Annotated in this window: 21 protein-coding genes; 4 read left to right on the forward strand and 17 right to left on the reverse strand. The window is 72.4% G+C overall.

Annotation, left to right across the window (positions count from 1 at the left end):
- Nucleotides 1–2: 2 nt before the first annotated feature.
- The 8 genes from ACLQ23_RS19465 to ACLQ23_RS19500 form a co-directional block, all read right to left on the reverse strand.
- Nucleotides 3–365 carry a DUF1622 domain-containing protein gene (locus tag ACLQ23_RS19465; protein WP_355589398.1) on the reverse strand — a complete coding sequence of 121 codons (363 nt, stop codon included), beginning with the start codon at nt 363–365 and terminating at the stop codon, nt 3–5.
- 39 nt (nt 366–404) lie between these two features.
- Nucleotides 405–992 (reverse strand): TMEM165/GDT1 family protein, encoded by a 588-nt coding sequence (locus ACLQ23_RS19470; RefSeq protein ID WP_355632227.1) that lies wholly within the window; start codon nt 990–992, stop codon nt 405–407.
- A 214-nt stretch (nt 993–1,206) separates the two neighbouring features.
- Nucleotides 1,207–2,172 (reverse strand): L-histidine N(alpha)-methyltransferase, encoded by a 966-nt coding sequence (egtD, locus tag ACLQ23_RS19475; RefSeq protein WP_355632216.1) that lies wholly within the window; start codon nt 2,170–2,172, stop codon nt 1,207–1,209.
- A 49-nt stretch (nt 2,173–2,221) separates the two neighbouring features.
- Entirely contained in the window at nt 2,222–2,968 is a 747-nt protein-coding gene (egtC, locus tag ACLQ23_RS19480) for an ergothioneine biosynthesis protein EgtC (RefSeq protein WP_425880963.1), read from the reverse strand.
- 28 nt (nt 2,969–2,996) lie between these two features.
- A complete protein-coding gene (gene egtB, locus ACLQ23_RS19485) occupies nt 2,997–4,313 on the reverse strand; it encodes an ergothioneine biosynthesis protein EgtB (protein WP_425880964.1) in 1,317 nt (438 codons plus the stop codon).
- Between the two features lie 107 nt (nt 4,314–4,420).
- Complete coding sequence (egtA, locus tag ACLQ23_RS19490) at nt 4,421–5,656, reverse strand: ergothioneine biosynthesis glutamate--cysteine ligase EgtA (protein ID WP_425880900.1); 1,236 nt, start codon at nt 5,654–5,656, stop codon at nt 4,421–4,423.
- 152 nt (nt 5,657–5,808) lie between these two features.
- The gene (locus ACLQ23_RS19495) at nt 5,809–6,555 is read right to left on the reverse strand and encodes a hypothetical protein (RefSeq protein WP_355589392.1); all 747 of its coding nucleotides are present in this window, start codon (nt 6,553–6,555) and stop codon (nt 5,809–5,811) included.
- A gap of 16 nt (nt 6,556–6,571) precedes the next feature.
- Nucleotides 6,572–7,360 (reverse strand): RNA polymerase sigma factor, encoded by a 789-nt coding sequence (locus tag ACLQ23_RS19500; protein ID WP_355632221.1) that lies wholly within the window; start codon nt 7,358–7,360, stop codon nt 6,572–6,574.
- Nucleotides 7,361–7,720: 360 nt separating this feature from the next.
- On the opposite strand from ACLQ23_RS19500, the gene ACLQ23_RS19505 reads away from it, so the two are divergent.
- Together ACLQ23_RS19505 and ACLQ23_RS19510 are read left to right on the forward strand one after the other, a co-directional pair.
- On the forward strand, nt 7,721–9,094 hold the full coding sequence (locus tag ACLQ23_RS19505; protein ID WP_425880901.1) for a protein kinase domain-containing protein: 1,374 nt from the start codon (nt 7,721–7,723) through the stop codon (nt 9,092–9,094).
- 95 nt (nt 9,095–9,189) lie between these two features.
- Complete coding sequence (locus ACLQ23_RS19510) at nt 9,190–10,452, forward strand: nucleotide sugar dehydrogenase (RefSeq protein WP_425880902.1); 1,263 nt, start codon at nt 9,190–9,192, stop codon at nt 10,450–10,452.
- A gap of 94 nt (nt 10,453–10,546) precedes the next feature.
- Here the strand turns inward: ACLQ23_RS19510 and ACLQ23_RS19515 are convergent, their stop codons facing one another.
- The 4 genes from ACLQ23_RS19515 to ACLQ23_RS19530 form a co-directional block, all read right to left on the reverse strand.
- A complete protein-coding gene (locus ACLQ23_RS19515) occupies nt 10,547–13,018 on the reverse strand; it encodes an ABC transporter permease (RefSeq protein WP_355589384.1) in 2,472 nt (823 codons plus the stop codon).
- Between the two features lie 145 nt (nt 13,019–13,163).
- Entirely contained in the window at nt 13,164–13,829 is a 666-nt protein-coding gene (locus ACLQ23_RS19520; RefSeq protein WP_355589382.1) for a response regulator transcription factor, read from the reverse strand.
- Nucleotides 13,826–15,037 carry a sensor histidine kinase gene (locus ACLQ23_RS19525; protein WP_355589380.1) on the reverse strand — a complete coding sequence of 404 codons (1,212 nt, stop codon included), beginning with the start codon at nt 15,035–15,037 and terminating at the stop codon, nt 13,826–13,828. The genes ACLQ23_RS19520 and ACLQ23_RS19525 overlap by 4 nt, the downstream gene beginning before the upstream one ends.
- A 32-nt stretch (nt 15,038–15,069) precedes the next feature.
- On the reverse strand, nt 15,070–15,774 hold the full coding sequence (locus ACLQ23_RS19530; protein WP_355589378.1) for a DUF305 domain-containing protein: 705 nt from the start codon (nt 15,772–15,774) through the stop codon (nt 15,070–15,072).
- Nucleotides 15,775–15,911: 137 nt separating this feature from the next.
- Here ACLQ23_RS19530 and ACLQ23_RS19535 point away from each other — a divergent pair, with 137 nt between their 5' ends.
- Together ACLQ23_RS19535 and ACLQ23_RS19540 are read left to right on the forward strand one after the other, a co-directional pair.
- A complete protein-coding gene (locus ACLQ23_RS19535) occupies nt 15,912–17,357 on the forward strand; it encodes an LVIVD repeat-containing protein (RefSeq protein WP_355631766.1) in 1,446 nt (481 codons plus the stop codon).
- A gap of 302 nt (nt 17,358–17,659) precedes the next feature.
- Entirely contained in the window at nt 17,660–18,892 is a 1,233-nt protein-coding gene (locus ACLQ23_RS19540; RefSeq protein WP_355631769.1) for an SLC13 family permease, read from the forward strand.
- A gap of 69 nt (nt 18,893–18,961) precedes the next feature.
- Here the strand turns inward: ACLQ23_RS19540 and ACLQ23_RS19545 are convergent, their stop codons facing one another.
- From ACLQ23_RS19545 to ACLQ23_RS19565, 5 genes are all read right to left on the reverse strand, one after another.
- Nucleotides 18,962–19,789 carry a MerR family transcriptional regulator gene (locus ACLQ23_RS19545; RefSeq protein ID WP_355589372.1) on the reverse strand — a complete coding sequence of 276 codons (828 nt, stop codon included), beginning with the start codon at nt 19,787–19,789 and terminating at the stop codon, nt 18,962–18,964.
- A gap of 59 nt (nt 19,790–19,848) precedes the next feature.
- Entirely contained in the window at nt 19,849–21,438 is a 1,590-nt protein-coding gene (locus ACLQ23_RS19550; RefSeq protein WP_355589370.1) for an asparagine synthetase B family protein, read from the reverse strand.
- A gap of 4 nt (nt 21,439–21,442) precedes the next feature.
- A complete protein-coding gene (locus ACLQ23_RS19555; protein ID WP_355589368.1) occupies nt 21,443–22,411 on the reverse strand; it encodes a DUF5715 family protein in 969 nt (322 codons plus the stop codon).
- A gap of 180 nt (nt 22,412–22,591) precedes the next feature.
- On the reverse strand, nt 22,592–23,416 hold the full coding sequence (locus tag ACLQ23_RS19560) for an isocitrate lyase/PEP mutase family protein (RefSeq protein ID WP_355589366.1): 825 nt from the start codon (nt 23,414–23,416) through the stop codon (nt 22,592–22,594).
- Nucleotides 23,413–24,447: a cytochrome P450 gene (locus tag ACLQ23_RS19565; protein WP_355589365.1), complete on the reverse strand. Its 1,035-nt coding sequence runs from the start codon at nt 24,445–24,447 to the stop codon at nt 23,413–23,415. The genes ACLQ23_RS19560 and ACLQ23_RS19565 overlap by 4 nt, the downstream gene beginning before the upstream one ends.
- Between the last annotated feature and the right edge of the window lie 202 nt (nt 24,448–24,649).

The following is a 24,649-nucleotide window of genomic DNA, read 5'->3' on the forward strand; positions in this document are numbered from 1 at the left end:
CGTCACGCCCCGTGCTGCGCCTCGGCCACCTGCTGCTGCTCCTGTCGGATCTCCCGGCCCAGGAAATAGTTCAGCGCCGTCCGGATCGCGGCGATCGCCGCCAACTGGCCGATCTGGGCGAACGACGGCGACACGGCGGTCCGCAGCACGTCCGCCGCCAGCTGGAACTCCAGGCCAAGGGTCAGGAACCGGCCCAGGGACAGCCGGATCGGAGTGAACACGGCGGCGGTGCGGTGTCGCAGCCCTTCGACCACGAACCGCACCGCCGCCCAGATGGCACCCACGAAGATCACCAGGGCTCCGGCGACCTCCACCACGGCGACCAGCACCTCATCGCCCTGGCGTAGCAGCTCCGCCGGCTCCACAGGGTGCCGTTACCCGCCGCCGGGGCGGGTAGTCGACGCTCAGGTCAGGTCCTTCACCGCCTCCAGGACCAGCCAGAGGCCCGAGATGGCGAAGAGCACCGCCGCGACGTACTTGATGGTCTTCTCCGGTAGCCGGCGGCCCAGCATCCGGCCCGCGAGGATGGCCAGCGCGTCCGCGGCCACCATGCCGATCGTCGAGCCCAGCCAGGTGCCGAACCAGCCGTACTGGGTGGCCAGGGTGATCGTCGCCAACATTGTCTTGTCGCCCAGCTCGGCCAGGAAGAACGCCACCGAAACCGCAACGATGGCGGTCTTGTCGGTCTTTTCGGCCTTTTGCTTCTCCTGCTCGGTGAGCTTGTCGCCGCGCAACGTCCACGCGCCGAAGCCGAGGAACGCCACACCGGCGACCAGGGAGATCCACTCCGTGGGCAGCACGGCGCCCAGACCCGACCCGATGGCGACCGACGCCAGGTGCACCACCGCCGTGGCGATGGTGATGCCGATCAGCACCGGAATGGGCTTGAACCGCGTGGCGAAGGTCAACGCCATCAGCTGGGACTTGTCTCCCAGCTCGGCGACGAAGATGACGCCGAAACTGACGACGAGCGCGACGAGGAAACCCTCCATGACGTCCTTCCCGATCACACCGGGAGGAGGTACAGGGGCGCCCTCGACCCGGCTGCAACAGCCTGAGTCGAAGGTCTCGCCCGCCTCGGAAACCGAGGCCGCGTGGCCGGATGCGAAACGCACCAGTATGTCGACCACGACATTGGGGGCTACTCCCCTTCGCGCGTCCAGCCTAGCCGATCACCGTCGGACCCGACGAGACGGGTGACCCGCCTCAGCTCGCCCGGGCGAGGGTCACCCCGAACAGCCCCTCCGGGTCGGTCCAGAACTCCGACGCGACGAAGCCGGCCGCCTCCAGCTCGGCGGCGATCCCCTCCCGGCGGAACTTCGCCGACACCTCGGTACGCAACTCCTCCCCCTCGGCGAACTCCACTGTCAGGTCCAGCACCCGCACGCGCATCGGTCGCGTCGCCCGCAGCCGCATCTCGATCCACTCGTGGCTCGGATCCCAGCGCGCCACGTGCGCGAACGCCTCCGGGTCGAAATCAGCGCCCAACTCCCTGTTGATCACGTGCAGGACATTGCGGTTGAACTCGGCTGTCACCCCGGCCGCGTCGTCGTACGCGGGCACGATCACCGCCGGATCCTTCACCAGGTCGGTGCCGAGCAACAGCCAGTCGCCGGCCTCCAACGCCTCGCGCATCGCGGCCAGGAACCCGGCCCGCTCGGCCGGCAGCAGGTTGCCGATGGTGCCACCGAGAAACACCACGAGCCGCCGACCGCCGGTGGGCAGCCGGTCGAGTTGCCGGGTGAAGTCACCGACGATGCCCCGGACCCGCAGCCCCGGATAGTCGGCGGCGATCTGCGCTGTCGACCCCGCCAGCGCGCTCACCGACACGTCGAGCGGGACGAACGTGCCCAGCCCACCCTGGCGGGTGAACGCGTCCAACAGCAGCCGGGTCTTCTCCGACGAACCCGAGCCGAGCTCGATCAGGGTCTTGGCACCGGTCACCGCAGCGATGTCGTCGGCGCGCTCCGCCAACACCACCCGCTCGGCCCGCGTCGGGTAGTACTCGGGCAACCCGGTGATCTCCTCGAACAACTCGCTGCCCCGGGAGTCGTAGAACCACTTCGGTGGCAGCCACTTCGCCTCCGCGGTCAGCCCGGCCCGGACGTCCTCGCGCAGGCCACGCTCCAGATCCTGCTGCTCAAGGTAGATCTCCAACGGCTCAGCGGTCATCGGTCCTGCCTCTCTGCTCGTCAACACGTCGCGTGCCCTCCCGGCCGGCTCACCGGGCCGGCAACGGGCGTACCCGCACCTCGTCCACGGTGGCGACGACCAACTGCCCGTCGGGCACCGGTTGCCACAGCGGGTCGTCGTCGTGTGGCTCGGAGGCGAGCAGCACCGAACCCGGCTGCGCGCGCACCGACAGCGCGTGCCCGGACACACTCGCCACCACCTGCCGCCCGTCGGTGAGCAGCAGGTTCAACCGCGACCCCGGAGCCGCCGCGGCGACGTCGGCCACCGTCCGGGCCACCGCCTCCGCCGGATCGTCACCGGCACGCAGCCGATGGCGCACCAGCGCCCACAGCAGCGCCGAGTCGGTGGCCGCGTCCAAGGTCAACAGGTCACGCACCGGCAGGCCCTCGGCGAGCGGCACCACAGCGTCCGGCCAGCCCCGGACCACACCGTTGTGGCTGAACAACCACCGCCCCTCGGCGAACGGCGCGGCAGCCCCGTCGAGCACCGCCATCCCGACCGTTGCCGAACGGACAGCGGCCAGCACCGCGCTGGCGCGCGTCACCGCCGCGAGGTCGGCGATCGTCGGGTCACTCCAGATCGGCTGGGCACGCCGGTACCGCACCGGATCACCATCGCCCGGGTACCAGCCGACACCGAACCCGTCGGCGTTGATCGTGCCGCCACCCCGCATGTCGCGCGGCGCCCACGACTGGCGCACCAGCGAATACGGCGGGTCGAACAACACCTCGGCCAACGTGACCGGCGGACCCAGGTAGGCCAGATGACGACACATCAGCGCGGCCCGCCCGCCCGGCGACCGCTCACCGGCCCGACTCGTCCGGGCCGGCGTCACGGGCGCAGCGGAAACCGCTGAAGATCTGCCGCCGAATCGGATAGTCCCAGTTACGGAACGTGCCCCGGCAGGCGGACCGGTCGGTGCCGAACGAGCCACCACGCAACACCCGGTAGTCGTCGCCGAAGAAGACCTCCGAATACTCCCGGTAGGGAAACACGGTGAAGCCCGGATGCCCACCGAACGTGCTCGACGTCCACTCCCAGACGTCCCCGATGAGCTGGTGCACACCCAACGGCGACGCCCCCGCCGGGTACGCGCCCACCGGCGCCGGCCGCAGATGACGCTGATCCAGATTGGCGTACGCCTCGGTCGGGTCCTCGTCGCCCCACGGGTAACGCCGCGACCGCCCGGTCGCCGGATCCCACCGGGCAGCCTTCTCCCACTCCGCCTCCGTCGGCAGACGCTTACCAGCCCAGGCGGCGTACGCCTGCGCCTCGTACCAGCACACGTGCACCACCGGCTCGTCGGCGCGGACCGGCTCCCACCTGCCGAACCGCCGGTACGCCCAGCCGGCCCCGTCCCGACGCCAGTGCATCGGCGCCACGAGCTGCTCCCGGACCCGGTGCTCCCAGCCGGCCGCGCTCCACCAGCGCGGATCGGAGTAGCCGCCGTCGTCGATGAAAGCCTGATACGCGCCGTTCGTGACCGGTGCCGCGTCGATGACGTACGCGGGCAGGTCGACACGGTGCGCGGGCCGCTCGTTGTCCAACGCCCACGGGTCCGTGTCGGTGCCCATTGTGAACTCACCGGCCGGCACCAGCACCTCCCCGCCGACAGCCAAACGCGGCTCGGGCGGCGGCGGGGCGTGCAGCACCGCCGGCCCCGAACGCAGCTGATGGGTGGCGAGCATCGTCTCGTCGTGCTGCTGCTCGTGCTGGACGATCATGCCGAAGGCGAACCCGTCGGCCACCAGCGGCCGATCGGTGAAACGCACAGTGTCGAGCAGGTCGTGCACCTTGTCGCGGACCGTGCTCAGATAGGCGCGCGCCTCTGCCGGCGGCAGCAACGGCAGCGCCGGACGATCCCGGCGGGGCTGCTTGAACGCGTCGTACAACTCGTCGATGTCACACCGGACCGGCTCCCGACCACCGACATCACGGACCAGCCACAGCTCCTCCTGGTTACCGACATGCGCCAGATCCCAGACCAGCGGCGACATCAGCGGGGAATGCTGACGCATCAGGTCATCGTCGTCCACCGCCTCCGTCAACAGAGCCGTGCGGGACCGGGCGCGCGCCAACTCCGCAGCGATCCGCCCCCGCAACTGCTCACCCTCCACCACACCCGCACCCGACTGCGGGGCTCGCAACCCCGGCTCACTCCTCGCGGTCACCGCACCGCCCTCCGCACCCGACTGCGGGGCTCGCAACCCCGGCTCACTCCTCGCGGTCACCGGACTCCCCTTTCTATGGCGGCCGACCGCCGCCTTACTTCTGCACGGATCTCGTCGTGGATGCCGCTCGGCAGCTCCAGCCAGGGCAGGGCGGACAGGGCCAGGTCGAGCAGCGCCGCCGCCGCGGCGGCCAGCTCGCTGTCGGCCAGGCCGTGCCGGGCCGCGGCCGACCACCGGTGCGCCGTCGGGGCGCCGATCGCGTACGCCGCGCGGACAGTCCCGGGATCGGCGAACAGGGCGCTCAGCACCGCAAGCGGCAGACGCCAGGACCCACCCGGCTGGGCGTCCAGATACCGCAACTCCAGGTAGCCGCGCGGACGCACAGGCGGAAAGAGGGTGCTGACGTGGTAGTCGAGGTCATCGGTGGTCGGCGGGCCGGGCAACGCCCCGTCGATCCAGTCGGCGAACGTCACGCCTGGCGGCGGCGCCCAGTCGGCGCCCGGACGGCGCAGGCACAGCAGCGGCGCCGCCAGCACGTACCGGATCCAGGTGGCCGTCGGATCGTCGTCGGCCTGGCCCGGCACCCAGACCGGGCGGGTGCGGGCCGGATCGATCGCCAACCAGGCGGCCATCCGCGCTGAGGCCCAGCCGGTGCGTCGGCCCGCGTGGCGGTCGGCCGAGGCGAACACCGCAAGCAGCGGCGGGCCCACCGCGTGGGCAGCCGCCCACCGTGCCGCCACCTGGTCGGGCTCGCCGGCGTCGAGACAGATCTGCAGGCCGGCGGTGCTGTACATCATCGTCCGGCCGGCCGGGCCACGCCTGTCGAAGGCACCGCGCATAGCGCGGTAGCGGGGAGTTTCCACCACCGGGCAGGGCCTGCGGTGCGGGTCGATGCCACTGCGGCCGAGGACCAGACCGGCGGCGGCCAACAGGTCGGTGACCTGGGCGATGTCGGCCTCGGTGGCGCGGATCAGCGCGTCGATCGAGGAACGCGGCGGGGTGGAGATCTCCAGTTGGCCACCCGGCTCCAGGGTCACCAGGCCGCCGTGTCGCAGCGGCACGGCGGGGCTCGTGGCGTCGAGCGTGACGGGGCTGTGTCGGCCCAGCGCCGCCCGCAGGCGCGTCAGGTCGACCGGCCGAGCGGGATCGTCGGCGTCGTGCACGGTCCATTCCAGTTCGACACCAGTATGCGTCGGCGGACCGGTCTTGAAGCAGATCCGGGCGAGGTGCCGGCCTGCGGCAGCGGACTCACTCAGGATCGCGCTGCGGTCCAACTCGGGCGATGTCACCACCGGTGGTGCCTCCTCTGCGTGCGCCACATCCGAAACACTCTGCCACCGTAAACCCACCCTGTGACACCGTCGCGGCGTCGGCGACGCCACCAACCCCTGTCTAACAGACGAGTTTCCCGGTGCAGGGCGGAACGAACCGTGCCGGCCGCCGCTCAGGCCGGACCGGGCTCCGCCGACCGCGACGGCTTGACCTTCGCCGATTCCGGCGGCGTCGACGGGCCGGGCGGCGTGGGCTTGCCGGGCTTCGCCTCCGGCACCAACCGCTGGCAGTACGCCTCGACCTCGGCAGCCCCGCCGGCGGCGGTCACCAGCCGCTGGAAGGACGGCGTCCGCAGGGCTTTCTCCCGCTGCGCGGGCTTCTTGGCCTGCCAGGCGCGGCACAACCCGTGCAGGTGGCTGTTCGGCGACGCCCCGGCCGGCGGTGTGGGCGGGGCGGGCTGCGTGCCGCGCCGCGTGGTCGACGGCACCGGCCGGCTCGGTGCGACGGAGGGGGTCGCCCCGGTGCCGCCGGAGGTGGACGGCGCGCTGGTGGGTGCCGGCGGCTCCGGATCCGGCGTCAGGTCCAGGCCGGCCGCGGCGAATGCGGCGCCCGCCGTGGCGGTCGCGGCCACCGCGCCGATCCAGGCCAGCGCGCCGGTGGTCAACCGGCGGCCATGCGGCCGGCGGGCCACCGGCGGCGCAGCGGTGACCCCCTCGGCGGCGCGGGCGGCCCGGAACGCGGCGACGGCGGCCTCCGCACCGGCCAACTCCCCCGGTCGGGCCGGTGCGGCGGCGGCGGCGAGCAGCCGGGCCACCGGGTCGGTCGAGGCAGTCTCGGCCGTCGCCTCGGCATGGGCCGCGTCGAGCAGCCGTTCGGTCTCGGCGCGGTCGGCACGCCGATCCGGCCGGTCCGGGTTCATCGGGATTCCCCTCACGTCAGCCGTCCGCCTGCTCGGCCTGCGCCGTCGGGCGGGAGCCGCCGGTCCGCGTGCGGGGTGCCGGCACTGCCTCGACCGTCTCCGGCGCGGCACCGTCGGCGGCCGGCATGGTCGTGGCGTCGGCTGCCGAGGGGCACACCGTCGGTGGGAGCGCGACGGTGGCGGGCGACGGTGTGGCCGTCGCCGACTGGTCCAGCAGGGTGGCGAGCCGTCGCAGACCACGGTGCGCAGCGGTGCGGACGGCACCGGCCCGCCGGCCCAGCACCCGACCGGCGGACTCCGCGTCCAGCCCGATCACGGCCCGTAGCAGAACGGCTTCGGCCTCGCGGGGCGGCAGGGTGGCGATCAGCGCCAGGGCCGCCTCGGTGCCGATCGTCTCGCCCGCCCGTTCGGCGGTGTCGGCGTCGCCGGCCAACTCGGTGAGCGCCTGCACCGGAACCGGCAGCGATGGCCTTCGGCGCAGCCGGCGCAGGTGGTCCATTGCCCGGTTGCGGGCGATCGTGACCGTCCAGGCGCGGAACTCGCCGCCGGTGAAGCTGGGCAGGTCGCGCGAGATCTGCAACCAGGTCTCCGAGGCGACGTCCTCGGCGTCCGCGCCCACCAGGGCGGTCAGATAGCGCAGCAGGCCCGGCTGGAGGGTCCGGTAGAGGAGGCGGAAGGCATCCTCGTCCCCGGCCTGCGCGGCGGTGACCGTCTGGGACAGCTCCCGCACCCGCACCGCCCTCCGCCGAAGTCCGATCCTGCCCGCCTCCGGGCCGGCCGGGCGGGGTGTCGGGGCCAGCGCCACGGTGGTCAGCTCTCGACGCGCTGCCCGCCGGGCGGCCCGAGCCGGGCTAACGGTAGGAGGGGACCACCGGGGCGACAAGTTGGGGCCGTGTCACGGATGAGTGACAATTCTCAAGCCGCGCGGTCGGCGTGCCGCCGTAACAGACGGTACGGACCGGACGCTTCGCGCCGTCGCGGGCACCGAGCGGTGGCGATCGGTCGACCGTACGCAGGACTGTGTCGCACATTCTCACGGGATGCTGTCGTGGCGTCACACACCGACCGCGTCCACAGAGGTCCGGACGTCGCTGGCGGTGAGTACGGCCACCTGGCCGACCGGTCGCGGCGCGCCGTTCCGCGCCACTCTGGGTACGGTAAGGCTGTGTTGTCATCGGAGGTTGTGCTCAGCGGGCGGTACCGCCTGGACGAACGTGTCGCCACCGGCGGCATGGGTGACGTCTGGCGTGCCACCGACCTGGTCCTCGGCCGACAGGTCGCGGTCAAGGTCCTGCTGCCGGCGCTTGTCTCCGACCCCGATTTCATCGCCCGCTTCCGTGCCGAGGCACGGATCATGGCGGCGCTGCGGCACCCCGGCATCGTCCAGGTGTACGACGTCGGCGAGGACGACCTGCCCTCCGGCGGCCGGGCGGACTATCTCGTCATGGAGTTCGTCGACGGCGAGCCGCTGTCCAAGCGGATCGAGGCGGCCGGCCGGCTGGACGTGGCCGAGACGATGTCGATCGTGGCCCAGGCGGCCCACGCCCTGAGCGCGGCGCACCGGGGCGGCATCGTGCACCGCGACGTCAAGCCCAGCAACCTGCTTGTCCAGGAGGACGGCACTGTCGTCCTTGTCGACTTCGGCGTGGCCCGTTCGACAAACGTGACAAGCATCACCAGCACCAACGCGGTGCCGGGCACGGCTCTCTACATGGCGCCCGAGCAGGCCGCGGGCCGCCCGGTCAGCGGCGCCACCGACATCTACGCGCTCGGCGCTGTCGCGTACTGCTGCCTCACCGGCGGTCCGCCGTTCACCGGCGACAACCCCCTCCAGGTGGCGGTCCGGCACCTGGACGACGAGCCGCCGGAGTTGCCGCACGACATCCCGGAGGCGGTTCGCGCCCTGGTGTCGCGGGCGCTGGCGAAGGACCCGGCCGACCGGTTCAGCAGCGGCTCGGCTATGGCCGAGGCAGCCCGTACGGCGGTGACCGGCGGCGAGCCGCCGACGGCGATGGCGTCGGCGGTCCCGCTGCGCGGAGCCGGGCCAGGCACCAGCACCGACGCGCCGCTCGGCGCGGCGGTGGCGACCGAAGCGGAGTCCCGGCGGCGTCGTCGTCGCGGGCCGCTTGTCGGTGCGGCCGGAGCGGTGCTTGTCGCGCTCGTCGGTCTCGGGGCGGCGTTGAGCGCGGTGGGCAACGCCGGCGACGAGCCGGCGGTCAACCTACCGACCAACGCACCGTCGCAGAGGCCGACCGAGCAGGTGGAGGTGCCGGCGGCCAACGAGCAGATCACCGAGGATCCGGGCCGCCCGAGCCGGCCGAACACTCCGGATCCCACCTCGTCGACCTCGATCACCCCGACGCCGAGCACGCAGCCCAGCGAGCCGGCCACCAGCCCGTCGCCGACGGCGAGTCCCCCCGGCACGCCGCCGACCACGCCGAGCGTCCCGCCACCGCCGACGCAGACGCAGGCCCCGCCCGACCCGGTGCCCACCACGACCGCGCCGACGGATCCGGACGCCCCTCCGGCCGGTCTGTGATTCCCACGGGCACCACTATCCCCAAAACGGACTTACGTCGCCGTTCTTCTCTCTAGGCTCTGAGCAGGTCATTTCCACCTGCTGCGGGAGCCTGCGTGAGCGCTGAGAAGTTGGTCGTGATCGGCCAGGGGTACGTCGGACTGCCGTTGGCGATGCGCGCCGTCGAAGCCGGGCTCGACGTGGTCGGCCTCGACGTCGACGCGGACCGTGTGAAGCGGCTCGCGTCGGGCGAGTCGTTCGTCGAGGACATCCACACCGATCGGCTGGGCCGGGCACTGGGCAGCGGCCGATACCACCCCAGCACCGAGTACATCGACGCTGAGGGCTTCGACATCTGCGTCATCACCGTCCCCACGCCGCTACGCGACGGCACCCCGGACCTGAGCTTCGTCGAGCAGGCCGGCGTCGGCATCGGCCCGTACGTGTGGCCGGGCTGCACGGTGATCCTGGAGTCGACCACGTACCCGGGCACCACTGAGGAGTTGCTGCGCCCACTGCTGGAGGCGGCCAGTGGGCTGACCAGCCCCGGCGACTTCCACCTCGGCTACAGCCCGGAACGGATCGACCCGGGCAACCCGACCTGGCGTCTGGAGAACACCCCGAAGGTGGTCTCCGGGGTGGACCCGGCATCGCTGGCCCGGGTGGACGGCTTCTACAAGCGCCTGGTGGAGCACACGGTGCCTGTGGACTCCACAAAGGTCGCCGAGCTGACCAAGCTGATCGAGAACACGTTTCGCCAGGTCAACATCGCGCTGATCAACGAGTTGACCATGCTCTCCCACCACCTGGACATCGACGTGTGGCAGGCGATCGAGGCCGCCGAGACCAAGCCGTTCGGCTTCCTGCCGTTCCGGCCGGGCCCGGGTGTCGGCGGGCACTGCCTGCCGATCGACCCGTGCTACCTGTCGTGGCAGGTCAAGCGACGCCTGGGCCGGCAGTTCCGGTTCATCGAGCTGGCCAACGACGTCAACCACGAGATGCCCGAGCACGTCACGCAGCGGATCACGGCGGGTCTGAACCGGGACGGTCGGGCGGTGAAGGGCGCCCGACTGCTGCTGCTCGGGCTGGCGTACAAGAAGAACACCGGGGACATGCGCGACTCCCCCGCGGTCGACGTGGCCCTCCGCCTCCAGGCGCTCGGCGCCGAGGTCCACGCCGTCGAGCCGTACGCCGAGGCGCACCACATCCCGGCCGGCATCACAGTGGTCGGGTTGACCGAACGGGAGGTGCGGGACGCGGACGCGGTGGTGGTGGTCACCGACCACGACAGCTTCGACTACGACCTGGTGGTCGAGCACGCCCGGTACGTCTTCGACGCCCGCAACCGGTGCGTCGGCCCGATGGTCGAGCGCCTCTAGACCCGGCACCGCTGGCCGGTCCCGCCGCCGGGGAAGACGGCGGGACCGGCCGGTGGATGTCGACACGGGCCGACGGGGCCCGCTGAGGCGCCGGTCACTGCTCGCCGAGCGCCTCGACCACGGGTCGGGAGAGCGCCCGGCGTGCCGGCAGCACCGAGGCGAGCAGGGCGGCCAGCACCGCGACGCCGAGGATCAGCCCGAGCTGCCCCAGCGGCAGCACCACGTGGAAGTCGCCACCGAGGCGGGCGAGCACGGCCATCGCCGCGGCGCTGACCCCGGTGCCCAACCCGATGCCGAGCACCGCGCCGACAAGCGCCATCAGCACCGCCTCCACGGCGAGCATTGCCCGCATCCGGCTCCGGGTCATCCCGATCGCCCGCAGCACGCCGTTCTCCCGGGTGCGCTCCACCACCGAGAGACTCAACGTGTTCGCCACGCCCACCAGGGCGATGACCACGGCGAGGCCGAGCAGCGCGGTGACGAACGCCAGCAGCATGTCGACAGTGCCGGTGAGCATCTTCTTGTACGCGCCCTGGTCCAACAGGTTGACCGTCGGGTAACGGGCCAGCACCGCCTCGATCGCGTCGCGGGCCTGTTCGACGCTCACTCCCTGGGCGGGGTCGATCTCGGCCAGGAAGCCCCGCTGGTCGGGAAAGAGAGCTGTGAAGTCCGCTCCGGTCAGGTAGATGACGTGCCCTGCGGGCACGGCACCGGCGACCGGCGTGCTCCCGTCGTCGACGACCACGGCGCCCACCCGCAACGACCGTCCCGCGATGGTGAGCGGGGAACCCGGCCGCCAGCCGCGCGCCTGCGCCAACTCTCTGTGTACAAGCGCCCGCCCCGGCCCGAGCCGCCCGACGTCGCCGCTGAGGGTCCGGCCGACAAGCGCCGGGTGGGCGGTGCGGATCCGGACGCCGCCGCTGATCATGGTGCGCTGCTCGTGGACCACGCCCAGTTCCGGCCGCGCCGCCAGCTCTCCGGCGAGTGGCGCGGGCAGGTCCTGCCCGATGCCGGTGACCACGAAGTCCGTCCCGATCTGCGCGTCCACGCTGCGCTCGATGCCGTCCTTGGTGCTGCGCGCCCCGACCACGAACGCCGACACCAGCCCGATCCCGATGACAAGTGCCGTAGCGGTCGCGGCGACTCGGCGCGGATTGCGGACCGCGTTCTCGACAGCAAGCCCGGCGGTCGTTCCGACCAGCCGGCGGACGGGCCAGCCGATCACCCGGACCAGCGCCGGTACGAGCACCGGCCCGAACAGCACGATGCCGAGGAACGCGAGCACTCCGCCCAGGGCCACCAGCAGCACCTGCCCAACGCTTGCGGCGCCGACAAGTGTCGCGATGCCGAGGCCGAGCACCACCGCGCCGAGGGCCAGTCGCAGCAGGCCGGCGCCACGGCTGGGCTGCACCGCGGCGTCGGTGAGCGCGGCCACCGGCGCTACCCGGGTGCCCCGCCAGGCCGGCAGCAGCGCGGCGGCCACTGTGAGCGCGGTGCCGAGGAGCAGGCTTGTCAGCACTGTCGAACCGGCCACTGTCAGCCCGCCGCTGAACGGCACGTCCAGCCGGGACATCAGCAGCCGCATCACGGCGGCGAGGCCCACACCGAGCAGCACACCGAGTGCGGAGGCGACAAACCCGACCAACGCCGACTCCAGCAGGGCGGCCCGGAAGACCTGCCCCCGGGTGGCGCCGACAAGGCGCAGCAGCGCGGTCCGCCGGGTGCGCTGGGCCAGCACGATGGCGAAGGTGTTGGCGATCACGAAGCCGGCCACCACCACTGCGACACCGACGAAGGTGAGCAGCAGCATTGTGAACTGGTTCAGGTCGCGGACCGCGTCGTCGACGGCGTCGTCGAGGATCTGCTGGCGACCCTTCACCTCGACGTCGGCGCCGACTGCCGCGCGTACCCGCTCGGCCAACGCCGCGCCGGAGGTCCCGGTCCGCGCCGCCACCATGATGCGGCCGTAGCCGCGCCCGTCGATGACCGCGAGGGCGTCCGACCCGACCAGACCGATGAACGGTCCGCCGACGTCGCGGATGGTGCCGGCCACGTCGACGGTCCCGACCAGGGTGTACGGGCGGGCGGCGCCGCCGGTACCACCGATCTGGACCGGGGCGCCGAGGGTGAAGCCCTCATCGGCGACTGTCGGCGCGTCGAGCACAACCTCCCCGGCGCTGTCGGGCAGCCGGCCGGCGACCACGTCGTACGAGCGTAGGGCTGGTTCGGTGGGGATGGCGGCGAGCACGGCGAACCCGAGCACCGGACGGCCGTCGACGCCGAGAATCCCGGCTGTGCCGGTCAACTCCCCGGCTGCGGCGGCCACCCCGTCGACGGTCCGGACCCGCTCGACAAGGCTGGCCGGCAGCGGCGTGTCGCCGCGCGGGTAGACACCGAGGTCGGTGTGCCTGTCGAACACGCCGGCCCGGTCGTACGCGCCGGCACGCATCCCGTCGGCGAAGATCAGGGTGCCGGCGATGAACGCGACGCCGAGCACGACGGCCAGCGCGGAGAGCAGCATGCGCAGGGCTTCGGCGCGCAGCGAGCGCAGCGTCATTCGGATCATGGGGAGGCTCCCGGTGCAGGCGTGAATCAGTCCCCCCGACGCTATGGCCGGTGCGGTCCGATCGTTCTCCACCTGCGCGCTCGACCCGCGTACGCCCGGAGTAGCCCTCGGCCCTCCGGCCGTACGACCCGGGTCGTACGGCGGGTCACCTGCCGGGGGTGACCAGTCCGCTCTCGTAGGCAAGCACCACTGCCTGGACGCGGTCACGGAGCTGGAGTTTCGCCAGGATCCGACCGACGTGGGTCTTCACCGTCGCCTCGGCCACGTGCACCTTCGCGGCGATCTCGGCGTTGGACAACCCCTGGGCGACGAGCAACAGCACCTCCCGCTCCCGGTCGGTGAGTTGCGCCAGCCGGGGGTCGGCGGTGGGGCCGGCGTCGAACTGGCCGGCGAACCGGTCCAGCAGCCGACGGGTGATCGACGGCGCGACCACCGAGTCGCCCTGGGCCACCACCCGGATCGCGGCAAGCAACTCCTCCGGCGGGACGTTCTTGAGCAGGAAGCCGCTCGCCCCTGCCTGGAGGGCGGCGAACGCGTCCGCCTCGGTGTCGAAGGTGGTCAGCACCAGCACCCGGGGCGGGCCGGTGGGGCGCTCGGCGCAGATCCGGCGGGTCGCCTCCACCCCGTCCATCGTGGGCATCCGGATGTCCATCACGACCACGTCGGCGTCGGTGCGGGCGAGCACGCGCAGCGCGTCGGCGCCGTCGATGGCCTCTCCGACCACCTCCAGGTCGGGCTGGGAGTCCAGCACCATCCGGAACCCGGCGCGTACCAGCGCCTGGTCGTCCACGATCACCACCCGGACCGTCATGCCGCGATCACCTCCGTTGCGGGTTCCGACCGTAGCGGTAGCCGGGCCTCCAGCTGCCAGCCCCCGGCCGGTCGGGGGCCTGCGGTGAGGGTGCCGTCGTACACCGTCACCCGCTCGCGCATGCCGAGCAGGCCGTGCCCGCCGGACGGCGCCGGGCTCACCACCGGGCGGCCCTGGCCGTCGTCGACGACCCGGACCACGACGGCGTCGTCGGTGTAGGCAAGGGTCACCTCGACGTCGGCGTCGACTCCCGCGTGTTTGAGCGCGTTGGTGAGCGCCTCCTGCACCACCCGGTAGACGGTCAGCTCCAGGCCGGGAGGCATCGCCGGCGCGGCGCCGGTGACGGTGTCCCGCACGCGCAGCCCGGCGTCGCGGAACCGGGCCAGCAGATCGGGCAGTTCGGCCAGGGCGAGGCGGCGGTGTTCCGGGTCGGCCACCACCGCCGATCCGCCTGCGTCGGACGGACCCGCGTCGCGCAGCACCCCGACCAGCCGCCGCATCTCCTCCAGCGCCGCCCGACCGGTGTCGGCGACCACCTTCACGGCGGTGCGCGCCTGCTCGGGGTCGCGGTCGAGCATGAACCGCGCCCCGTCCGCCTGCACGATCATCACGGCCATGCTGTGCGCCACCACGTCGTGCAGCTCGCGGGCGATCCGGGTGCGTTCCTCGGCGACTGCCGCCCGGGACTCGGCCTCCCGCTCGCGTTCCAGGGTGCTGGCGCGTTCCTCCAGGCTCAGCACGTACAGCCGGCGGGTGCGCACGTTCAGCGCGACCAGCCACACCGCTCCGGTGACGAGCGCGTACCACATCGCGGTGCCCCACCAGCTGATGCCGGCGGGGGTCTGCGCGGCGGCGAGCAGCACGCCCACGGCAGCGACCGCACCGGCCAGGACGCCGTCGCGCAGGCGTCTGCCGTACTTCACCACGCTGTAGAGCGCGATCAGGACGGCGACGTCGAAGGCGAGCGGGCCCCACCCGGCGATCACCTGCAACAGGGCGAGCGTCCCGACCACCACTGTCACAGCGCTCGGGTGCAGACGGCGGAACAGCAGCGCCACGGCCATCGCCGCTCCGACGCCGCTGGCGGCCCAGCCGCCCGGCTGGTTGGTCGCCCCGGCAAGACCGAAGAGCAGCACCCCGGCCGAGACGGCAACGTCGAACGCGACCCCGCGCAGCGGGCGACCGAACAGCGTGCGGCTCACGGTCACCCAGCGTACGCGCCGGTTGGCCGCCCTTTCGCTCAGCCGGCGAGGGCCTGGCGCATGCGGTCGATCTCGACGGTCTGTTCGGTGGCGACGGAGTTGGCGAACTCGCCGAGCGTCAGGTCGGAGCCGACCTTGAGCAGGTTGGTGGCCATCTCGATGGCACCCTCGTGGTGTTCGGTCATCATCCGGACGAAGAGCCTGTCGAACTCGGCTCCGCGGGCGGCGGCCAGTTGCCGCAACGCCTCCGGTGACTGCATTCCGCGCATGGTGCCGTGGTCGTGCCCCGGGGCGTCCTCCGGGAGGCCACGGGTCTGTAGCCAGCCGCGCATCAGGCCCATCTCCGGGCCCTGGCTCGCCCGGATCCGGTCGGCGAGGGCGCGGACTGCCGGGTTGGCGGCGCGGTCGGGCGCCAGTTGCGCCATCTCCAGGGCCTGCGCGTGATGCGGGATCATCATCCGGACGAACCAGACGTCGAACGAGTTGTGCGGGGCGGCGCCGGCGTCGCGGACCTCGTGGGCCGGCCGGGTGGCCGCGGGCTCGCCGGGCCGACCGGGTGCGATGACCGTGAGGTCGGTGGGTACCGGGCTGACGGTCGGCGCGGCCGTGCTCGGCGCGGAGACCGGCTGCGCGGCGGGCGTCCCTGAGGTGGTGTCCCGTGCGCGGAGGACGACGAACGCCACTATCGGCAGCAGGAGCACCAGTGTGACAATCGCCAGCAACCGTGCGCGCCGACTCGTCATGGGCCACTCCCTGGGGTCGAGGTAGTCGCGATGCTATCCATTGACAAAGCGCTTGGCATGTGACGCAGCTCACATCGACACCTGTCTTCCGGCGGTAATGTGCGCACCATCGTCTCCCCGTGCGAAGGGCCCCGCCGATGATCAGACTCCACAAACCACAGTTACGACAGATTCGGATCGTGGCGCTCGCCGCCACCGGCCTCCTCGTCGCCAGCGTCCTCACCGCACCGGCAAGCAGCGCCCAGGTCGTTCCACAGTCGGCCCCGGTGCCCGCTGCCGCCAACACGATCCCCGGCGTCGACGAGATCGTGAGCAGCCCCAACCTCCGCCAGATCGCCAACGTCCCGAAGGTCGCGCCCCTCGACGGCACCAACAGCGACCTCGCCTTCCAGGGCAAGTACGCCTTCGCGGGCAACTACAACGGCTTCGTCATCTACGACATCTCGCGGCCCAGCGCGCCGAAGGTCACGTCGCGGGTGTTGTGCCCGGGGTCGCAGAACGACATCTCCGTCCACGGTGACCTGCTCTTCCTCTCCACCGACTCGTCCCGCAGCGACGACTCCTGCAACAGCACCACGCAGCCGGCGTCGGTGAAGGAGTCGTGGGAGGGCATCAAGATCTTCGACATCAAGAACAAGGCCAACCCGCAGTACATCAAGTCCGTCGAGACGGCCTGCGGATCGCACACCCACACGCTGGTGCCGGGCAAGGACCGCAAGGCGGTCTACCTGTACGTCTCGTCGTACAGCCCGCGGGCCGAGTTCCCGGACTGCCAGCCGCCGCACGACTCCATCTCCATCGTCAAGGTGCCGCTGAAGAAGCCCACCGACGCTGCCGTGGTCTCGACGCCGAACCTGTTCCCGGATGGCGGTTTCCCGGGCAGCACGAGCGGCTCGGCGACCACCGGTTGCCACGACATCACCGCCTACCCGGAGAAGGACCTGGCCGCCGGCGCCTGCATGGGTGACGGCATCCTGATGGACATCCGCAACCGGGAGGCGCCTCGGGTGATCGACCGGGTGCGGGACACGACGAACTTCGCGTTCTGGCACTCGGCCACGTTCAACAACTCCGGCACCAAGGTGATCTTCACCGACGAGCTGGGTGGCGGCGGCGCGGCGACCTGCAACGAAGCCATCGGCCCGAACCGGGGCGCGGACGCCATCTACGACGTCACCGGTCGCGGTGACGCCCGGAAGATGAACTTCCGCAGCTACTACAAGATCCCCCGCAACAACGCGGACACCGAGAACTGCGTGGCGCACAACGGCTCGCTGATCCCGGTGCTCGGGCGGGACATCATGGTCCAGGCGTGGTACCAGGGCGGCATCTCGGTCTGGGACTTCACCGACTCGGCCAAGCCGAAGGAGATCGCCTTCTGGGAGCGCGGTCCGCTCTCGGCCGACACGTTGGTCGGCGGTGGCACCTGGTCGGCGTACTACTACAACGGCTACATCTACTCGAACGACATGGTGAAGGGCCTGGACGTCCTGGAGCTGAACGACTGGCGCACCTGGACGGCCAAGCTGGTCAAGTACAAGGAGCTCAACGTGCAGACCCAGCCCAGCTACCTGAGCTGGTAGGCGTCACGCACCCATCTGGCAGGCACCGCGCATGACGCCGGGCCCGGTCCCCGAACCTCGGGGGCCGGGCCCGGCCACGTTCCAGAGCCACGGGGGTCAGCTCATCGGCAGCGGCCGGCAGAGTCCTCCGCACATCCGTCTGACGCTCTGGGGCCGATCGACGGTTACCGACCGAAACGGTGCGTCTGTCGGGGTCCGTCGCGGCGGTCCAGCGCGACGGGTCGGAGCGCGCGGTTCCCGCGCTGGTGGGACTGGTCACCACGACGGGCGGCGGGCCGGCGTTGATGCGAACGTGGTCAGACGTGAAGTCTGTCGCCGTCGCCGACGCGCCGCTCTCCCCGCCCGAGCCGACCCGGCGCTGGCGTCCCCATCCGCTCGACCTGGTGGCTGTCGTCCTCGCCGTGGCCGGCGCGGCCTGCGCGCTCGGCGGGCTGCTCCCCCGCGCGGAAACCGCCGCCACAGTGCACCGCGTCCTGCCGCTGCTGCTGTTCCTCGGCACGGTGATCGTGCTCGCCGAGTTGACCGCCGTGGCCGGCGTCTTCGACGTGCTGGCCAGCCGGCTGGCCGGCGCCTCCCGGGGCAGTTGGGCGGCACTGTTCCTGCTCTGCGGCGGCCTCGCCACGGCGACCACCCTCGTGCTCAACCTGGACACCACTGCCGTTCTGCTGACCCCGGTGCTGCTCGCGCTGGCCCGCAGCCTGCGCGTCCCGGCCGGCCCGCTCGCCGTCACCACGGTCTGGCTGGCGAACACCGCCAGCCTGCTGCTGCCGGTGTCCAACCTGACCAACCTGCTGGCCGCCGACCGCGTGGGGCTACCCCCGCTGGCGTACGCGGCGCGGATGGCGCTGCCGCAGGCCGCCGCCGTGGCGGTCACCATGACGCTGCTCTGGTACGCCTGGTGGCGGCGGGAACGGCCGGACGGCGGGCGCTTCGTCCCACCCGCCCGGCACGTACCCGCCGACCCGGTGCTGTACCGAACCGCCCTCGCGGGCTGCCTGCTGTTCGTTGCCGGCATCCTCGCCGGTGTGGAGATCGGTGTCGCCTCCACCGTCGCGCTCGCGCTGGTGCTTGTCGGGTTCCTCGTCCGCTCCCCCGCCACGCTCCGTCCCGCCCTGGTGCCCGTACGCCTGCTGCTGCTCGTCACCGGCCTGTTCCTGGTGGTGCAGACCCTCGGCCGCTACGGGCTGGACGACCTTGTCGCCCGGCTACTCGGCACCGACGGCGGGACGGCCGGTGCGCTGCGCGCCGGAGGCACCGGGGCGCTGCTGGCCAACGCGGTAAACAACCTGCCGGCGTACCTGGCCGGCGAGTCGGTGCTGCCGGCCGGCGACGGGACCCGCCTGCTGGCCCTGCTCATCGGCACCAACATCGGCCCGCTGGCCGCGCCCTGGGCGTCGCTGGCCACCCTGCTGTGGTTCGAGCGGTGCCGGGCGGCCGGGGTGACAGTGCCGATGCGCCGGTTCGTGCTGAGCAGCGCGCTGCTGGCCGGCACCGGCACCTTCGCCGCGGTCGGCGCGCTGCTGCTGGTGAGCTGAGCGGAGGCGCCCGCGCCGCTGCCCGGCCGGGCGCCCGCACCACGAGGGAAGAGATCAGCCGGTGTCCCGTCAGCCCCGGTACACGGCGAGCTGAAGTTCGGTGATGCCCTTCTCCGGGGTGTCCTGGCAGTACTCCAGGTACACCTCGCGGGCGAAGCCGTCGGTGCGGTAGCCGTTCTCCTCGATCCACCGGGCGAGGGCCTGCATGCTGGGCTCGACGTCGTCCATCGCGCCGTGGTGGATGATCGTCGCGGCGCTGCGCAGCTCCGGCAGGTCACGCACCGCGACGTCGGCACCCGTGGACACCTCGGCATCGACGATCACCCCGGCGTGTACGACGACCTCGTCACCGTCCGGGTTGGCGGGCTCGTACCAGGCGATGGCCGGCCCGGTCGGGGTGACACCGGCGGCCGACAACCGGCCGAACAGCTCGGGGTAGAGCGGCTGGATCACCGGGCCGATGTCCTCGGCCTGGTAGCTCGGCGCGACGGCGGTCAGCTCCGCGAGGCGCACCGGCGCGATCTCCTTGAGTACGACGTCCTGGGTGGTCATCCGACCCTCCGATTCGATCATCCGGAGCCTCGCCTCGACGGCCCTCAACCGGGCGGTGTCGGCGGCCAACTGTTCGGCAAGCTGGCTGCGGCGCAGCCGCAACATGCCGCGCAGCTCGGCCACGTCGACGGCGTCGTCGACGATCGTGCGTACCTGCTCGAGGGTGAGGCCCAGCTCCTTGAGGGCGATCACCCGGTTGAGCCGCCGCAGCTGGTCCGCGCGGTAGAACCGGTATCCGGTGTGCGGGTCGACGCTTGCCGCCCGCAGCAGGCCGATGCTGTCGTAGTGGCGCAGCATCCGCACCGACACCCGGCCGAGTCTGGCGAAGTCTCCGATGGTGAACATGGTCCCCCCACACTCGCCCCTGACATCGTGTCAGAGTCAAGCGTGGCCCCGCAGTGATGTCAGCGGCGGGGTGGGCGCGGGCCGACGAGCCGGCGGACCATCGGCGCGGCGTTCCACTTGGCCGCGCCGACCAGGTCGCGGGCATGTTCCAGGACCGTGTAGTCGGGCCGGTTCATCCCGTCGGCGATGGCCCGGTCCAGGTCGTTGCCGCACCGGCTCAGCACGGTGTCGAAGTCCCGGCGGACCGGTTCCAGCAGGTCGTAGCCGAACGCCCGGTGCATCCGGGCGAACAGCGGCTTGTACAGCCGGACCCGCTCGTGCAGCCCCGACGAGTACGACATCGGGTTCTTCGGCCGCCGCAACACGTAGTCGGGCAGGGCGTCGGCGAACGCCCGCCGGACGATCCACTTCTCCTGACCGTCGCGCAGCTTCAGGTCCAGCGGCAGCCGCATCGCCAACTCCACGACGCTGAGGTCGAGAAACGGCACCCGGGCCTCCACGCCGTGGCCCATGGCCGCGCGGTCGACCCGCTGCAACTCGGTACGGCACAGGTTGCGGATGCGGTGCAGGAACAGCCTGCGGGACGCGACCGGGTCGACCTGGTGGTACATGGAGTACCCACCGAACAGCTCGTCGGAGCCGTCGCCGGTGAGCACCACCTTGACGCCGAGATCCCGCAGCCGCCGGAAGATCGGCACCGATACGACAGCGTTGATGATGTCGCCGTACTCGGTCAGCTCGGAGATCCGGATTGCCTCGCGCACGTCGGCCAGCCGGATGTCCCGCGGTTTCAGTTCGACAACGACGTGCGGCACGTCGAGGTCGGCGGCGAGCCGCCGGGCGTACGTCACGTCGGGGCTGTCCGGCACACCGACGGTCACCGCCACACAGTCCGGGTGGATGTCGCGCACCTGCCGCAGCGTGAGCGAGCTGTCCAGCCCGCCGGACAGCACCACCCCGACTGTCAGATCGGTGTCCACCCGCATCCGGATGGCGTCGCTCAACGCGGCGCGGACGAGCACCGTGGCCTCGTCCGGGTCGTCGATCACCGGTAGGCCCTCACCGATGGTGAGCAGGTCGACGTACGGGCGCAGGCGCACCTGCCCGTCGGGCTCGGCCCAGCCGTGCTGCCCCGGCGGCACCTCGACGATCGGGGCGCGATGCCCGACGAGCGCCTTGACCTCGGACGCGAGGTGCAGACAGCCGGGTCGCCGCGACCAGTACAGGGGCTTCACCCCGAGCGGGTCGCGGGCCAGGTACACCCGGCCGGTGGCCCGCTCGACGATGGCGAACGCGTACTCGCCGCGCAGGCGGGTCACCGCCGCCTCGCCCCACTGCTGGAACGCGGCGAGCAGCACCTCGGTGTCGCTGTGCGTGCGGAACACCTGCCCGAGGTTGGTGAGCTGTGCGCGCAACTGGAGATGATTGAAGATCTCGCCGTTGAAGCAGAGCAACAAGCGCTCGTCAGTGGAGGTCCAGGGCTGCACGGCCCGGTCCCGGTCCACGATCCGCAGCCGGCGGGTGCCGGCGAGCAGCCCGTTCTCGGAACGGGTCTCGGTGACCTCGCCTCGGGCGGCGAGGGCGGCGAGCATCCGCCGGAAGGTGGCCGGGTCGGCCTCGGGGCCGATACTCAACGCGATGCCACACACGGGCTCAGACCCCCAACTCGGCCTCGTACGCCCGGCGCAGGCGGCGCCGGGCGGTGGGTGCCAGGCACAGGTGCCAGGCTTGTCCCTCGTCGATCACGTTCAGCTCGCCGGCCTCCTGCCGGGCCAGCAGCAACTCGGCGAGGGCCTCCCGGGCGCCGAACCGTTCGAACCAGGCCAGTTCGACGTCGACGGAGTAGCCGAGGCAGTGTCCGCTGGGCAGCATCGCCGCGTAGCCGAGGCGGCGCAGGCGGTACTGATGCTCCGTACTGCGGACAAGGCTTGTCACCCACAGTGGCGGCGTGGCCGGGGGCGCGGTGGCGGCGAACTCCCGCCCGAGGTCGTTGAGCAGCGCCACGACCTCCCGCCGGGCGCGCCGGAACAGCAGTCCGGCGGTACGCGGTGTCGCGTCCGGCCGCAGTCGGCGGCGTAGCCCGCGCGCCGCGCGGCCCAGCACTGTGGCGGGCTGCTCCTGGTAGCGGAAGCTCAGCAGGTCGCGGCGGCGCAGCCACTCCAGATCGACAAGGTCGGCACTGCCGTTCACCTGGTCGTCGGTGACGAACACCGGCGCGTCCTGCCACCACAGCACGTCGATGCGGGAGAGCAGGTAGATGCGGACCAGCGCGGTGAGGTCCCGAGCCGAGGTGCGGTCGTTCGGCTGGTAGCGGGCCATCTCCAGCAGCAGCGTCTCGCGCGCGCCGAGGAGACCCTGCGGGGTGGCGTCGAGCACCGCCGCCAGGGCGGGCTCGCGCAGCCGCTGGTCGATGAGCACCTGCCGGGCCCGGGTGCTGGCCGCGTCGGCAAGGGCGCCCACCTCGACAAGCAGTTCGGCCACTGCCGCCCGGTAGGCGGCGAGGTCGGGTGCGGTGGCGGCGAGCCGTCGAGGGCTGCTGCCGAAAGGCTGGCGACGGGCCGGTGCGGTGGGCGACGCGGGCGTGCCGGGCTGCTGTCCCGGGCTACGACTGGGCACTCGCATGACGGGGTCCCTTCTCCGGTCACGGCACTGGCAGATCGCCCTGAAACACACCGTAATCATCGGGACCGGCATGTACCGAACAATCCTCCTATCTGCCCCGAACGGGAGCGGGTGGGGCGAGGCGCCGTAGGCACGACACACGGGAGCGGGTCAGGCGACTGAAGGCGACGGGCCGCGCCGTCAGGCACCGGCCGCCGTCGCCAGGCCCTGCACTTCGGCGTACGACGGCAGGCCCGCCGGGTCGACGACCCCGTCGGAGCGCACCACGTCGGCGGTGTCGAGCGCGGCGGCCAACGCGGCGCGGAACAGCAGGGAGCCGGTGCTGACCCGGGCGACCCCGGCGCTGCCCAGCTCGGCCACGCTCGGCCCGCCCGGTTGGTACAGCGCGTTCACCGGCGCGTCGATCCGCCCGGTGAGGACACGCAGCGTCACCTCGTCGACGACGCCGGGCACGAAGATCCCGTCCGCTCCGGCGGACCGGTAGATCCGGGCGCGGGCCAGACCCTGCGGCAACGGGTCGGCCACGCCCAGCCACCACGTGTCGGTACGGGCGTTGACGAACAGGTCCGGTACGGCCGCCTTCACTGCCGCGATGGTGTCGGCCGTGCCGTCGGGGTCGGCGAGGGTGCCGTCGGGGCGTCCGTCCTCCAGGTTGATCCCGACCACGCCGAGCCCGGCCAGCTCCGACACGTACCCGGCGACGGTCGCGGGGTCGTCGCCGAACCCGGCCTCCACGTCGACGGTGAGCAGCACCGGCAGCCGGGCGACCCGGCGGGCCAGAGCCAGCGTCTCGACGGAGGTGGCCGCGACGCCGTCGGGTCGGCCGGCGGCCGCGGCGACGCCGAGGCTTGTGGTGCCGATCGCCGGATGGCCGCGCGCCGCGAGGGCCGCCGCCGAGGCGTGGTCCCAGGCGTTGGGCAGCAGCAGCGGCCGGCCGGACCGGCCGGCGTCGTGCAGGGCGTGGAACGCCGCACGCCGCGCGGTGTGGACAGAGGTGCCGGTCATCGGAGCGTCACCTCCAGCGCCGTCGGCACGCGCAGTGTGGGGTGCGGCTCATGCCGCAGCGCGGCATCGGTACGCCGGCACCGCTTCCGCAGCACGTCGAACACCCCGGCCGCGAGGGCGACGGCGTGCCTGTCACCCGGGCAGCCGCGCTCCCCCGCGCCGAAGGTCACCATCCGCGCTCCGGGCCGACCCGGCCGGAATGCCTCCGGGTCGGTGAACTCCTGCGGGTCGCGGTTGGCGGCGTCGAAGCGCAGTAGCACCGGGCTGCCCGGCGGAAGGTGACGACCGCCCAGGCGTACCCCGGTGACCGTCACCCGGCGGGTGGCCCGCACCGGCGGGTCGAGCCGGAGCACCTCGGACAGCATCTCGGTGGTTTCCGCCGCCCAGGGCGGTCGGGGCGCGGCCGGTGCCAGCAGGTGGTGGGTGGCGGCGCCGATCAGACCGGCGGTGGCGTCGCACGCCTGGACGAGCAGGCCGATCAGGTTCGCCCGCACCTGCGGCGGGCCAGCCGGTGCCAGCATCAGCAACGTCGCCACCGCCCGGTCGGCCCGCTCCACAAGCGACGGGCCGGCCCCCGGGTGGTACGCGGCGGCGACGACCTCCACCGCCGACGCGGCGGCGACCGGATCGGCGTAGTCGAGCCGCCGTGCCAGCACCCGCAGCGGCACCGCCCTGGCCAGGTGACGCATCACGTCGAGGCGGTCACCGGCGGCGTCCAGGACACCTGTGGTGAGGTGGCCCGCCTCGTGTCGCAGGTCGTCCGGATCAAGGGCGGCCAACGCGTCCACTCCGATCGCCCGCCGCCCGGCGTGCCGCTGTGGCGGGCTGAACCTGCTGACCTCGGAGCGCAGCCAGGCGAGTGTGCCGGCCGGACCGGTGTCGACGGCCGGCACCTGGAAGGCCGGATCGGTGAGCGCCACCCGGACGTCGGCGTGGCGGGTCACCCACCAGCCACGGGCGGGCTCGAACGAGGGTGGGCCACATGCCGGGGTTGCGGCGGCGGGCGCGATGACGGGCCAGGTGTCGGTCACCGCCCGACCGTAGGACCCGAACCGTTCGCCCCCGACCGAACAGTCCGCCCCTGCGCCCGCATGATCGTGCTCGATCCAGGATCCGGTGGCCTCGACCGCGAGCGATACCAACTGGATCCTGGATCTTGTGCCCACTTTCGGGCGGGGGAACGCCCCCGTGGCGCGAACGGGTGCCGTTCGGGTCGGGGCGGTTACTTGACTC

It is taken from the genome of Micromonospora sp. DT41, from assembly GCF_049841715.1.
Classification (GTDB): domain Bacteria; phylum Actinomycetota; class Actinomycetes; order Mycobacteriales; family Micromonosporaceae; genus Micromonospora; species Micromonospora profundi.